This window comes from Candidatus Skiveiella danica (assembly GCF_022705245.1).
In the GTDB taxonomy this organism is placed as follows: Bacteria; Pseudomonadota; Gammaproteobacteria; order Burkholderiales; family Burkholderiaceae_C; genus Skiveiella; species Skiveiella danica.
In genome coordinates, this window is the sequence record NZ_JAKJEW010000018.1 from 79,086 (window position 1) to 91,621 (window position 12,536).

At 65.2% G+C, this 12,536-nt stretch carries 16 protein-coding genes; 14 read left to right on the forward strand and 2 right to left on the reverse strand.

What is annotated here, in order from left to right; all coding sequences use genetic code 11:
* The first annotated feature begins 15 nt into the window (after nucleotides 1-15).
* The 8 genes from ACMUOY_RS11790 (at nucleotide 16) to ACMUOY_RS11825 (ending at nucleotide 6,355) form a co-directional block, all read left to right on the forward strand.
* Nucleotides 16-933: a class I SAM-dependent methyltransferase gene (locus tag ACMUOY_RS11790; protein WP_413892917.1), complete on the forward strand. Its 918-nt coding sequence runs from the start codon at nucleotides 16-18 to the stop codon at nucleotides 931-933.
* A 115-nt stretch (nucleotides 934-1,048) separates the two neighbouring features.
* A complete protein-coding gene (locus tag ACMUOY_RS11795) occupies nucleotides 1,049-1,525 on the forward strand; it encodes a DUF2244 domain-containing protein (RefSeq protein ID WP_413892918.1) in 477 nt (158 codons plus the stop codon).
* 71 nt (nucleotides 1,526-1,596) lie between these two features.
* The gene (gene coxB / locus ACMUOY_RS11800) at nucleotides 1,597-2,769 is read left to right on the forward strand and encodes a cytochrome c oxidase subunit II (RefSeq protein WP_413892919.1); all 1,173 of its coding nucleotides are present in this window, start codon (nucleotides 1,597-1,599) and stop codon (nucleotides 2,767-2,769) included.
* Between the two features lie 41 nt (nucleotides 2,770-2,810).
* Nucleotides 2,811-4,436, forward strand: a complete 1,626-nt coding sequence (gene ctaD, locus ACMUOY_RS11805; RefSeq protein WP_413892920.1) for a cytochrome c oxidase subunit 1 — start codon at nucleotides 2,811-2,813, stop codon at nucleotides 4,434-4,436.
* Nucleotides 4,437-4,456: 20 nt separating this feature from the next.
* Entirely contained in the window at nucleotides 4,457-4,567 is a 111-nt protein-coding gene (locus ACMUOY_RS11810) for a cytochrome oxidase small assembly protein (protein WP_413892934.1), read from the forward strand.
* Nucleotides 4,568-4,579: 12 nt separating this feature from the next.
* Nucleotides 4,580-5,203, forward strand: a complete 624-nt coding sequence (locus ACMUOY_RS11815) for a cytochrome c oxidase assembly protein (protein WP_413892921.1) — start codon at nucleotides 4,580-4,582, stop codon at nucleotides 5,201-5,203.
* Complete coding sequence (locus tag ACMUOY_RS11820) at nucleotides 5,200-5,418, forward strand: DUF2970 domain-containing protein (RefSeq protein ID WP_413892922.1); 219 nt, start codon at nucleotides 5,200-5,202, stop codon at nucleotides 5,416-5,418. Before ACMUOY_RS11815 ends, ACMUOY_RS11820 begins: the two co-directional genes overlap by 4 nt.
* Before the next feature lie 55 nt (nucleotides 5,419-5,473).
* Nucleotides 5,474-6,355, forward strand: coding sequence for a cytochrome c oxidase subunit 3 (locus tag ACMUOY_RS11825; protein WP_413892923.1), 882 nt, complete (start codon nucleotides 5,474-5,476; stop codon nucleotides 6,353-6,355).
* Nucleotides 6,356-6,417: 62 nt separating this feature from the next.
* On the opposite strand, the gene ACMUOY_RS11830 is transcribed toward ACMUOY_RS11825, so the two are convergent.
* Entirely contained in the window at nucleotides 6,418-6,648 is a 231-nt protein-coding gene (locus ACMUOY_RS11830) for a DUF2909 domain-containing protein (RefSeq protein ID WP_413892924.1), read from the reverse strand.
* A 15-nt stretch (nucleotides 6,649-6,663) separates the two neighbouring features.
* Between ACMUOY_RS11830 and ACMUOY_RS11835 the strand changes: the two genes are divergently transcribed.
* Genes ACMUOY_RS11835 through ACMUOY_RS11855 form a run of 5 tightly spaced genes read left to right on the forward strand, consistent with a single transcriptional unit; the run spans nucleotide 6,664 to nucleotide 10,738 of the window.
* Nucleotides 6,664-7,389: an SURF1 family protein gene (locus ACMUOY_RS11835; protein ID WP_413892925.1), complete on the forward strand. Its 726-nt coding sequence runs from the start codon at nucleotides 6,664-6,666 to the stop codon at nucleotides 7,387-7,389.
* Nucleotides 7,334-8,083, forward strand: a complete 750-nt coding sequence (locus ACMUOY_RS11840; protein ID WP_413892926.1) for a hypothetical protein — start codon at nucleotides 7,334-7,336, stop codon at nucleotides 8,081-8,083. Before ACMUOY_RS11835 ends, ACMUOY_RS11840 begins: the two co-directional genes overlap by 56 nt.
* 41 nt (nucleotides 8,084-8,124) lie before the next feature.
* Nucleotides 8,125-9,228: a COX15/CtaA family protein gene (locus ACMUOY_RS11845; protein ID WP_413892935.1), complete on the forward strand. Its 1,104-nt coding sequence runs from the start codon at nucleotides 8,125-8,127 to the stop codon at nucleotides 9,226-9,228.
* Nucleotides 9,225-10,133 (forward strand): protoheme IX farnesyltransferase, encoded by a 909-nt coding sequence (cyoE, locus tag ACMUOY_RS11850; protein WP_413892927.1) that lies wholly within the window; start codon nucleotides 9,225-9,227, stop codon nucleotides 10,131-10,133. The genes ACMUOY_RS11845 and cyoE overlap by 4 nt, the downstream gene beginning before the upstream one ends.
* Nucleotides 10,130-10,738, forward strand: coding sequence for an SCO family protein (locus ACMUOY_RS11855; protein WP_413892928.1), 609 nt, complete (start codon nucleotides 10,130-10,132; stop codon nucleotides 10,736-10,738). The genes cyoE and ACMUOY_RS11855 overlap by 4 nt, the downstream gene beginning before the upstream one ends.
* A 164-nt stretch (nucleotides 10,739-10,902) precedes the next feature.
* On the opposite strand, the gene rpoH is transcribed toward ACMUOY_RS11855, so the two are convergent.
* Nucleotides 10,903-11,853 carry an RNA polymerase sigma factor RpoH gene (rpoH, locus tag ACMUOY_RS11860; RefSeq protein ID WP_413892929.1) on the reverse strand — a complete coding sequence of 317 codons (951 nt, stop codon included), beginning with the start codon at nucleotides 11,851-11,853 and terminating at the stop codon, nucleotides 10,903-10,905.
* Between the two features lie 188 nt (nucleotides 11,854-12,041).
* On the opposite strand from rpoH, the gene ACMUOY_RS11865 reads away from it, so the two are divergent.
* Complete coding sequence (locus ACMUOY_RS11865) at nucleotides 12,042-12,476, forward strand: hypothetical protein (RefSeq protein WP_413892930.1); 435 nt, start codon at nucleotides 12,042-12,044, stop codon at nucleotides 12,474-12,476.
* The last annotated feature ends 60 nt before the right edge of the window (nucleotides 12,477-12,536 follow it).

The window sequence follows — 12,536 nt, forward strand, 5'->3', positions numbered from 1 at the left end:
GCCGGCGCATCCGCCATGACCCACGAACTGCCCCCCACCATCGACCCCGTTGCTGCCGCGCGCTGGGCCGCCCTGTCCATGCCCGCGTCCGCATGGCCATCCGGCGAAGCGCCGGCTTCGGCCTGGCTGCACGAGGAGGTGGCCCGGCGCATGGAAGAACGTCTGGCCTGGATCAAGCTGCGGCCGCAGCAGTGGGCCCACTGGGAGGCCGTGCGCGGCGGACTGCAGGCGCACCAGCTGCTGGCGCAGCGCTACCCGGATGCTGGATGTTTCGTGGTCGAGTCCAGTCCCGTTCGCCTGCAACGGGCCCGCGACGTGCTGTCCAAGCCCTGGTGGCACCCCGGACGCTGGAAGGCCGCGCCCACCCGTTTCGAGGCGCCGCCCGAGGGCAGCCTGCAGATGCTGTGGGCCAACATGCTGCTGCACCAGGTGGCCGACCCGCAGGCCCTGATCGCCCACTGGCACCGCACGCTGGCGGTGGACGGCTTTCTCATGTTCTCCTGCTTCGGACCTGACACCTTGCGCGAACTGCGCGAGTTGTACCGCGCACTGGGCTGGCCGGCGCCAGCGCACGAATTCACCGACATGCACGACTGGGGTGACATGCTGGTGCAGGCCGGATTCGCCGAACCCGTGATGGACATGGAACGCATCACCCTGACCTTCGCCACGCCCCAGCGCCTGCTGCAGGAACTGCGCGAACTCGGGCGCAACCTGCATCCGGGCCGCTTTGCCGGGCTGCGTGGGCGCGGCTGGCTGCAGCGTCTGCACGAGGCCCTGGCCGCCCAGGCGGCCGGCGACGGCGCACCGCTGAGCCTGACTTTCGAGATCAATTACGGTCACGCCTTCAAGCCGGCACCGCGCCTGCGTGTGCAAGCCGAGAGCCTGGTCAGCCTCGAAGAGATGCGCCGCACGTTGCGCCAGCGCAAATAGAATCAGCGGATTCTTTGAGAAATATCAAAGACACATTCAGACGCGGCTAGAATTCGGCCTTGTTTGTTTGTCCGCGGGGCCTCTTTGCGAGGCTCTTTCTTCAGCAGCTTGACGCATGTCAAATCCGGCTTTTCGGTTCGCCAGGGTCTCCGGTCAGGGCATCGACTGGATGCTCAAGCGCAATTGCTCCGTCACGCCGTCCCAGCTGGGCTGGGCGTACGGAGCCTTGTGCGTGACGTCGCTGGGTATCGGTGCCTGGTTCTGGGCCATGGGTGCGCGTTTCGTGCTGGGGTTTGCGTGGATTGAGTTGATGGCGGTGGGTCTGGCATTCTTTGCCTACGCCCGCCATGCCGGTGATGGCGAGACGATTTCCCTGCGGGGCAGCCGTCTGGTGGTCGAGACGGCGCTGGGCGGCCGGCACCAGCGGGCCGAGTTCAGCAGGGACTGGGTACGTGTCGAGCCCCAGGCTGGCGACACCTCGCTGATCGAGGTGTCGGGGCAGGGGCGCAAGGTGAAGGTGGGTCGCTACGTGCGCCCGGAGTTGCGCCCCGCGCTGGCGCATGAGATTCGAACGGCATTGCGCCAGGCGTGATGTTGAGGTGGCGGCACCAAAGGGTGCCGCAGTGGTGGGCAGGTCAATCTGAGGCAAGAGAAGAGAAAACGATGAAGAACATTCCCAACAAGCTGGCTTCAATGCTGTGTCATGCGGGTGTGTGGGCCGGCGCCTGGGTCGCAACGGCGGCGCACGCCGTCAACGACCTGCCGGGTGGCCCCGCTGTCAACCAGCTCAACCTGCCGGAGCCGGCCACCAAGATCGCCGCCGAGCAGAATTCGCTGCACTGGATGATGCTGATCCTGTGCACCGTGATCTTTGTGGCGGTCTTCTCGGTGATGTTCTATTCCGTCTGGAAGCATCGCAAGTCCAAAGGCCACCAGGCCGCCAATTTCCATGAATCCGTCACGGTCGAAATCGTCTGGACGGTCATCCCCTTCATCATCGTGATCCTGATGGCCCTTCCGGCAACCAAGCTGCTGGTGGCCCAGAAGGACACCACCAACGCCGACCTCACCATCAAGGCCACCGGCTACCAGTGGAAATGGGGCTACGACTACCTCAAGGGCGAGGGAGAGGGCATCGGCTTCATCTCGACGCTGGACAACTCCCACCGTGTCATGTCCAACGCTGGCAAGCCCCAGGGCGACAACTACCTGCTCAAGGTGGACAACCCCCTGGTGGTGCCAGTGGGCAAGAAGATCCGCATCATCACCACGGCCAACGACGTCATCCACGCCTTCGCCGTGCCCCAGTTCGGCATCAAGCAGGACGCCATTCCCGGCTTCGTGCGTGACACCTGGTTCCGCGCCGAGAAGACCGGCGATTTCTACGGCCAGTGCCAGGAGCTGTGCGGCAAGGAGCATGCCTACATGCCGATCCACGTGAAGGTGCTGTCCGCTCAGGACTACACCGCGTGGGTCGAAGGCGAGAAGAAGAAGCTCGCCGCCAAGGCGGACGATCCCACCAAGGTCTGGACACAGGCCGACCTGGTCGCCCGTGGCGAGAAGGTTTACGCCGCCAATTGCGCGGCCTGCCACCAGGCCAGCGGCAAGGGCGCCGGCCCGATCAAGCCTCTTGACGGTGCCGCCGTCGTTCTCGATGCGGACAAGGGCAAGCAGATTGCGGTGCTGCTGAACGGTCAGAACAATGGCGCCATGCCGGCCTGGAAGCAGCTGTCCGACACCGAGATCGCCGCCGTCATCACGTTCACCAAGAACAACTGGTCGAACAAGACCGGCCAGGTCGTGCAGCCCGCTGACGTCAAGACGGCCCGCAAGTAAGCCCGAGCCGCATCCGGAAAAGAATTGAGAAGGAAACCGACATGAGTGCAGTCCTCGACCACCACGGCCACGGCGAACACGCCCACGACGACCATCACCACGCACCCACCGGCTGGCGCCGCTGGGTGTACGCCACTAACCACAAGGACATCGGCACGCTGTACCTGCTGTTCGCGTTCACCATGCTGATGATCGGTGGCGTGCTGGCGCTGATGATCCGTGCAGAGCTGTTCCAGCCCGGCCTGCAGTTCGTCAATCCCGAGCTGTTCAACCAGCTCACCACGATGCACGGCCTGATCATGGTGTTCGGCGCCATCATGCCGGCCTTTGTCGGGTTTGCGAACTGGATGATCCCGCTGCAGATCGGCGCCTCGGACATGGCGTTCGCCCGCATGAACAACTTCAGCTTCTGGCTGATGATCCCCGCCGCCCTGATGCTGGCCGGCTCGTTCTTCATGCCCGGTGGCGCACCCGCTGCCGGCTGGACGCTGTACGCGCCGCTGACACTGCAGATGGGCCCCTCCATGGACGCCGGCATTTTCGCGATGCACATCCTGGGCGCGTCGTCCATCATGGGTTCGATCAACATCATCGTCACCATTCTCAACATGCGCGCCCCCGGCATGACGCTGATGAAGATGCCCATGTTCGCCTGGACCTGGCTCATCACCGCCTACCTGCTGATCGCCGTGATGCCCGTGCTGGCCGGCGCCATCACCATGACGCTGACCGACCGCCACTTCGGCACCAGCTTCTTCAACCCCGCCGGCGGCGGCGACCCGGTGATGTACCAGCACATCTTCTGGTTCTTCGGCCACCCCGAGGTCTACATCATGATCCTGCCGGCTTTCGGCATCATCAGCCAGGTCGTTCCGGCCTTCGCCCGCAAGAAACTGTTCGGCTACGCCTCCATGGTGTATGCCACGTCGAGCATCGCCATCCTGTCGTTCATCGTCTGGGCGCACCACATGTTCACCACCGGCATGCCGGTCACGGGCCAGCTGTTCTTCATGTACGCCACCATGCTGATCGCCGTGCCCACCGCCGTGAAGATCTTCAACTGGATCGCCACCATGTGGCGCGGTTCGATGACCTTCGAGACGCCCATGCTGTTCTCCGTCGGCTTCATCTTCGTGTTCACCATGGGCGGATTCACTGGCCTGATCCCGGCCATCGCCCCGATCGACATCCAGCTGCAGGACACCTACTACATCGTGGCCCACTTCCACTATGTGCTGGTGGCCGGCTCGCTGTTCGCGTTGTTCGCTGGCTTCTACTACTGGTCGCCGAAGTGGACCGGGTTCATGTACAACGAAACCCGCGGCAAGATCCATTTCTGGTGGTCGCTGATTTCCTTCAACGTCACCTTCTTCCCGATGCACTTCCTCGGCCTGGCCGGCATGCCGCGCCGTTATGCCGATTACCCGATGCAGTTCGCCGACTTCAATGCGGTGGCTTCTGTGGGGGGCTTCTTCTTCGGTTTTGCGCAGGTCTATTTCTTCCTCTTCGTCGTGCTGCCCGTCATGCGTGGCCAGGGGCAGAAGGCGCCGCAGCGTCCATGGGACGGTGCCGAAGGCCTGGAGTGGGAGATTCCGTCGCCCGCGCCCTTCCACACCTTCGAGAACCCGCCCAAGCTGGACGCCACCGCCACCAAGGTGATCGGCTGACCGCCGGGGTGCCCGCGATGATGAAGCCAGAGCAACGCAAGGCCAACGCCCGTCTGGGGCTGATTCTTGCCACCGTCGCGGCCGTGTTTTTCGTCGGCTTTTTCGCCCGCATCGTGCTGCTGGGCGGCTGAACGGACCGACCGATGCGCATTCGCAGCGAAAACGTCAGGATGGTGGGCAAGCTGGTCGTGGTCACGGCCGGCATGTTCGCGTTCGGCTACGCGCTGATCCCGATCTACAAGCACATCTGCGAAGCCACCGGCATCAACATCCTTTCCCTGTCCGAGCGCCAGGTGCCCGGCAACGGTGTCGCCGGCAAGGACGTGCGCGTGCCCGGCAATACGCAGGTCGACCGCTCGCGCACCATCACGGTCGAGTTCGACGCCAATGCCCGCGGGCCCTGGGATTTCAAGCCTGCCACGCGCTACGTGCAGGTGCACCCCGGTGAGTTGACCACCGTGATGTACGAGTTCCAGAACACCCAGAACCGCACCATGGCCGCTCAGGCCATTCCCAGCTATGCGCCGCACCAGGCTGCGGCGCACTTCAACAAGCTGGAGTGCTTCTGCTTCAACCAGTACACGCTGGCACCGGGCGAGAAGAAGCAGTGGCCGGTCTCGTTCGTGATCGATCCCAAGCTGTCGAAGGACGTGACCACCATCACGCTGTCGTACACCTTTTTTGAAGTGGGCGGCAAGACGCCGGCCGCCCCGTCGTCCCCTACCGCCGCGGCCACCGTGCTGGCGCCCACCGGAGCAGGCTCATGAACCAGCCAGCCCAGCGTTCCGCGCCTTCCAGCGGGTCCCTGCTGCGCACCGTCCGCGCCGTGGCCTGGTCGTTCCTGGGCATCCGCAAGAAGAGCGGTCTGCAGGAAGACATGGAGCGGGTCAGCCCGTTTCACCTCATCGTCACCGGCATCGGCGCGGCCGTCATTTTTGTGCTGGGGCTCGTCGCCCTGGTGAACTGGGTTGTGGCGCCTTGAGCGGCCGCACCCATCCGAGAGACACAGACAAGCAATCGAGAGAGCAGGAGAAGCAATGAGTTCAACCGCCCACGGCACCACGCCTTACTACTACGTTCCAGAACCCTCGCGCCACCCCTTCATGGCGGCGTTCGGCCTGTTCTTCGTGATCCTGGGCGCCGGCCAATGGGTCAACGGCGTCGAGTGGGGCAAGTATTCCCTGTTTTTCGGTCTGGCCTGGTGGCTGGGGGTGCTGTACCAATGGTTCCGCGACGCCGTCGCCGAAAGCGAAGGCGGTCTCTATGGCCGCAAGATCGACCTCTCCTTCCGCTGGAGCATGAGCTGGTTCATCTTCTCGGAAGTGATGTTCTTCGGCGCCTTCTTCACCGCGCTGTGGTGGACCCGGGTGCACTCGGTGCCCTCGCTGGGCGGCCTCGGCAATGCGCTGCTCTGGCCCGACTTCAAGGCGGTGTGGCCGAGCGTCTCGCCCGGCGCCACCGCGTCGCCGGCCGGCATCGTCGAGCCGTTCCAGACCATGGGGCCTTTCTGGCTGCCCACCATCAACACCGCGCTGCTGCTGACTTCAGCCGTCACGCTGACCATTGCACACCATGCCCTGCAAGCGGGTCAGCGTGCCAGGACGATCGGCTTCATGTGGGTCACCGTGATCCTGGGCATCGTCTTCCTGTGTGTCCAGGGTTACGAGTATTTCCACGCGTACCGTGACCTCAACCTCACGCTCGCCTCCGGCGTCTACGGATCCACCTTCTTCATGCTCACCGGCTTCCACGGCTTCCACGTGTTTGTCGGCATGCTGATGCTGCTGTTCATCACGCTGCGCCTGATGAAAGGGCACTTCACCGCTGAGCGCCATTTCGGATTCGAAGGCGCCGCCTGGTACTGGCACTTCGTCGACGTGGTGTGGCTGGGCCTGTATGTCCTGGTCTACTGGATGTAAGCTGACGCAGCCCGCAAAAAAAGCGCCGCAAGGCGCTTTTTTTGCTTTCGGTGGCAAGCGGCTCAACGCCCCGGGGCAATCCCGGTGGGATGGATGTAGCCCAGCTTCCAGGCCAGCAGAATGCACAGAAACAGCACGATCGAGAACCCGACCCGAAACGCCAGTGCGCGCGCCATCCCGCGAGACTTCGCACGTTCGTCGGCCACACCGTTGCCGCGGTGCATCATGAAATACAGGGCCGATCCCAGGCTCGCAAGGATCGCAATGAAGGCCAACACAACAAGGTACGTCATGCCGGGGATTATCCCGTGAGCCGGACGGGCGCGGGCTGGCGCTTCTGGCTGATCACCCTGGCCACCGCGGTCGGCATCGCGACCACCGCGTCCCTGGGTGCGTGGCAGCTCTCCCGGGCAGCCGGCAAGGAAGCGCTCCAGGCGCAGATCGACGCGCAGCGCCGCCTTCCTCCGCTGGAGGCCGACGCGCTGCAAAAGGGCGCGCCGCTGCACCGGGCGGTGGTGGTGCGGGGCCACTGGCTGGCCGATCACACCGTGTTTCTCGACAACCGCCAGATGAACGGCAAGCCCGGCTTCTTCGTGCTCACCCCGCTGCAGATCGAGGGCAGCGCGGCGGTGGTCGTGGTGCAGCGCGGCTGGATTCCCCGCAATTTCGGGGATCGCACGGCGCTGCCCCGGGTTCAGACGCCGGCGGGCCTGGTCACCGTGCAGGGCCGTATCGCACCGCCGCCGGGACGGCTTTACGACTTCGCCGGCGCACCCGGCGGGCCCATCCGGCAAAATCTCGACCTGGCCCAGTACGGCGCAGAACTCAGCCGGCCCCTGCTGGACCTCACCGTGGTGCAGACCGGCGATCCGAGCGAGGGGCTGCTGCGCCAGTGGGGCGAGCCCGCCACCGGTGTCGACAAACACTACGGGTATGCCTTCCAGTGGTTTGGACTGGCCGCCCTGATAGCAATTCTTTATGTCTGGTTCCAAATTGTCCGACCCTTCTTCTTCACGCCCGGCCGGCCACGATGAGCCCTTGCCGCTGACCGTGTACGCCCTGCCGGTGCCCGACGAGGCGATGCGCGAAGACAGCGGCCGCCGAGTCTGGCAGGGCCGCTGGAAGATGATCATCGTGGCGCTGGTCTGCGCCGCCCCCGTCATCGCCTCCTACTTCACCTACTACGTCATCCGCCCCGAAGGCCGGCGCAACCATGGCGAGCTCATCGATCCGCTGCGCCCGCTGCCCGACCTGGCCGCCACCCATCTGGACGGCCGCCCCGGCAATCTGCGTGCTCTCAAGGACCAGTGGCTGCTCGTCAGCGTGGCCGGAGGTGCCTGCGATGCTGCCTGCCAGCAGCACCTGTACCTGCAGCGCCAGCTGCGCGAAGGCCTCGGCAAGGACAAGGATCGGCTCGACTGGGTCTGGCTCATCCCTGACGATGCGCCCGTGCCCGAGGCCATGCGTCCCGCCCTGGCGCAGGCCACGGTGCTTCGCGTGCCCGCAGCGGGGCTGTCGCAGTGGCTCGCCCCTTCGCCCGGCCACGCGCTGGCGGATCATCTGTACCTGGTGGACCCCCAGGGCAACTGGATGATGCGATTTCCCGCACGGCTGGACATTGCCGGCGCCGCCAAGGCCAAGCGCGACGTCGAGCGCCTTCTGCGCGCCGCCAACGCCTGGGACGAACCCGGCCGCCCGTCCCAACCCGCCCGCCAGGCGCAGCCGTGAACAACCAGGCCCTGGTCGACTTCGCACCGCTGGCCCGCCTGATGGGCATGGGCGTGTTGCTGGCGCTCGGGCCCCTGGCCTGGGTGTGGCTGCGCAACACCGGTGCCGCAGCCGGCAGACGCACCCAGGCGCTCACCTTGCTGACGCTGTTCCTGACCTTCGACCTCGTCCTCTTCGGAGCCTTCACCCGCCTGACTGACTCGGGCCTGGGCTGCCCCGACTGGCCCGGCTGCTACGGCAAGGCCAGCCCGTTGGGTGCCAGCGCCGAGATCGCAGCGGCCCAGAGCGCCATGCCCAGCGGCCCGGTCACCCATGGCAAAGCCTGGGTCGAGATGGTCCACCGCTACCTGGCCACCGGGGTCGGCGTGCTCATCCTTACGCTGGCCATTGCCAGCTGGCTGCAGCGGCGCCGGGGCGGGTCGACGGCCGGCATCAGCCCCTGGTGGCCCACCCTCACGCTGGTGTGGGTCTGCCTGCAAGGCGCCTTCGGCGCGCTCACCGTCACCATGAAGCTGTTCCCGGCCATCGTCACGCTGCACCTGCTGGGCGGGCTGGGCCTGCTGGCCCTGCTGTGTGCGCAGGCGGTGCGCCAGCAGCAGGCGGGGCAGGGTGGGGCGGTCGAGGCGCTCGCCCCCGGGCTGCGCAGCGGCCTGTGGCTGACGGCGGCGCTGGTGCTGCTTCAGGTCACGCTGGGCGGCTGGGTCAGCACCAACTACGCGGTGCTCGCCTGCAGTGACTTCCCGATGTGCCAGCGCAGCTGGTGGCCCGCGATGAACTTTGCCCAGGGCTTTGAAATCTGGCGCCCGCTGGGCCACACCGGAGCCGGCGCCCCGATCGACTTTGCCGCACTCACCGCCATCCACTACGTTCACCGCCTGGCGGCCTATGCGGTGCTGGCCGCGCTCGGCCTGCTGGCCTGGCAGCTGCTGCGCGCGGGCGTGCAGCGGGCGCAGGCGCGCTGGCTCGCGGCGCTGGCGGCCTGGCAGCTCGTCACCGGCCTGTCGAACATCGTGCTCGGCTGGCCGCTTCTGGCCGCCGTCGCCCATACCGGCGGCGCCGCCGCCCTGGTGGTCGTGCTGACCTGGGCGCTCGCCGCCAGCCGCACGGCCCCCCACCGAATCACCGCATCAAGGTCCCCCGCATGAGTGCCGCCGCACCCCCCGTGAACACCCCGTCCCTCATCCGGCAGTTCAATGCGCTGACCAAGCCGCGCGTCATCCAGCTGATTGTCTTCTGCGCGCTCATCGGCATGGTGCTGGCCGTGCCCGGTGTGCCCGGCTGGCGCGAGGTGCAGCGCATGGTGCTGGCCAGCCTGGGCATCTGGTTTGTGGCGGGCGCCGCCGCCGCTTTCAACTGCCTGGTCGAGAAAGGCATCGACGCCAAGATGCGCCGCACCGCCTGGCGCCCCACCGCCCGCGGCGAGCTCAGCGACCGCCAGGCGCTGCTCTTCTCCAGCGTGATGTGCGCCATCGGCTCTGCGCTGCTCTACTGGCAGGTCAACCCGCTCACCATGTGGCTCACCTTCGCCACCTTCGTCGGCTATGCGGTGATCTACACCGTCATCCTCAAGCCGCTCACGCCGCAGAACATCGTCATCGGCGGCGCCTCCGGCGCGATGCCGCCAGTGCTCGGATGGGCCGCGATGACCGGCGACGTCGGCCCCGAGGCGCTGATCCTGTTTCTCATCATCTTCCTCTGGACCCCGCCGCACTTCTGGGCACTGGCCCTGTACCGCGTGGAGGACTACCGCAAATCCGGCCTGCCCATGCTGCCGGTCACACACGGCAATGAATTCACACGCCTGCAGGTGTTGCTCTACACGCTGGTGCTGTTCGCCGCCTGCCTGATGCCGTTCATCTACGGCATGAGTTCCTGGCTCTACCTGGGCGTGGCCGTCGTGCTGAGCGCGGGCTTCATCGGCTACGCCTTCGCGCTCTGGCGCCACTATTCCGATGCGCTGGCCCGCAAGACCTTCCGCTTCTCCCTGATCCACCTCAGCGGCCTGTTCGCCGCACTGCTGGTGGACCACTACCTCTTCCAGGCGCCATGAACAAGCGAAACGCTCTCAAAATTGCAGCATCCGGTGTCCTTCTGACGCTGGGCTTTGGCCTTCTGGGCGGCTGCTCCGAGACCAGGCCGCAGTTTCGCGGGGTCGACATCACCGGCGCTGACTACGCCAAGGATCTGCGCCTGCCCGACCACAATGGCCGGCCGCGCAGCATGGCCGACTTCAAGGGCAAGGTCGTCATCGTCTTCTTCGGCTACACCCAGTGCCCGGACGTCTGCCCCACCTCCATGGCCGAACTTGCCGAGGTCAAGAAGCTGCTGGGCCCGGACGGCGACAAACTGCAGGGCATCTTCGTCACGGTGGACCCCGAGCGTGACAAGGCCGAGATGCTCAAGGCGTACATGACCAATTTCGACCCCAGCTTCCTGGCGCTGATCCCCACGCCGGAGCAGCTGACTGCCGTGGCGAAGGACTTCAAGGTCTACTACAAGCGCGTCGAGGGCAAGACCCCCACCAGCTACACCATGGACCACTCGGCCGGCAGCTACATGTACGACCCGCAAGGCCGCCTGCGCCTGTACAACCGCTATGCAAGCGGCGCGCCCGCCCTGGCCGCCGACGTGAAGCTGCTGCTCAAGGGCAGCTGAGCCGCTGCGCCAGGCACGCACTGGCGCCGGGCGCTGTTTATCCAGAAAGAAAGGGCTTTTCCCAGCGTGGAATGGTCATCGTCTGCTATCAATACCAGACCGATCGGCCAAGAAAAAGCCCGGACCAGCCGGGCTTCATGAAGGGCAGGACAGGGCAGGCCAATTCAGGCGTAGGCCGCCAGCGCCGTCTTCATCTTCTTCATGGCCGCCACCTCGATCTGGCGGATGCGTTCGGCGCTCACGCCGTACTCGGCGGCCAGGTCGTGCAGCGTCAGGCCGCCCGATCCGTCGTCGTTCACCTTCAGCCAGCGTTCTTCCACGATGCGGCGGCTGCGCGCATCCAGCGTCTCCAGCGCGGCCGCAATGCCGTCGCTCGCCATCACGTCGCGCTGGTGCGCCTCGATCATCGCGGTCGGCTCGTGGCGGGTGTCGGCCAGATAGGCAATCGGGCCAAACGCCTGCTCCCCGTCGTCGGAGGGGCTCGGGTCCAGCAGCACATCGCCGCCGGCCATGCGGGTTTCCATCTCCATCACGTCTTCGCGCTTCACGTTCAGCTCGCGCGCCATGATGTCGATCTCGCCCTCGCTCAGCGTGTCGCGGTGCGTGGGGTCGTCAATGCCCGCGTCGGCCTTGAAGCCCTGCTTCATCGAGCGCAGGTTGAAGAACAGCTTGCGCTGCGCCTTGGTGGTCGCCACCTTCACCATGCGCCAGTTCTTCAGGATGTATTCGTGAATCTCCGCCTTGATCCAGTGCAGCGCATAGCTCACCAGGCGCACGCCCTGGTCGGGGTCAAAGCGCTTCACCGCCTTCATCAGGCCGATGTTGCCCTCCTGGATCAGGTCGCCGTGCGGCAGTCCGTAGCCCAGGTATTTGCGCGAAACCGACACCACCAGCCGCAGATGCGACAGCACCAGCTTCCCGGCCGCCTCCAGATCGTTGTCCTTCTGCAACTGCCGCGCCAGCGTCTGCTCCTCGTCAAGCGAGAGCATCGGCAGGCGGTTCACCGCCGAAATGTAGGCGTCCAGGTTGCCCAGCGCGGGCAGCGTCAGCGACGTGTTTGCCCACGGGTTGCTCAGGGCCAAAGCGTTCGAAGGCGATCCAGTTTGAATGTTCATGCCAGAAAATCCTTTCATCCAGATTGAATGTTAGCACTCTCTTTGATTGAGTGCTAAGCCATAAGTTTCCTGAACCCGCACGAAACCGGTACATCAACCCGTCCACCGATGCCATCCAGAAAAAAAAGACCAAGAAACCATCGGAATCGTTAGAATAAACAAACACGGGTGAACAAATTGGGTGAAATATGAAAAAAGTTGCCATTGCATTGATTACGGCGGTTGCCGCTTTGTCGGCTTGGGCGCAGCAGCCCAAGGCGATTGGAAAGATCGTCAATGTCACCGGTCTGGTGACTGTCACTAGCGGGAGCCGGCTCTCGAATGCCACCGAAGGCGCTCCACTCATCGTTGACGACCGCATCATCACCACCTCCACCGGGGGGGTCACCCTTGACTTCGACAACGGTTGCGACGTAACGCTCAAGGCGAACGAGTCCATCAAGGTCAGCGACACCAACGACTGCGCGGCGTTGTGGGCGGCCGTTAATCCCGTCGGTGCCCCAGTCGCCGTGGCTGCGGCCGCTGGCACCTCCAGCATGATTCCCGCCTTGATCATTGGCGCTGGCGGTGCTGCTGCCATCATCATCAGCAACAACAACAAGAACAAATCCAGCGGCAGTTGATGCCTGCCGCCGAAACCGGCCAAGCAAACACGGGGCTCGCGAGCCCCGTGGTTTTTGGTG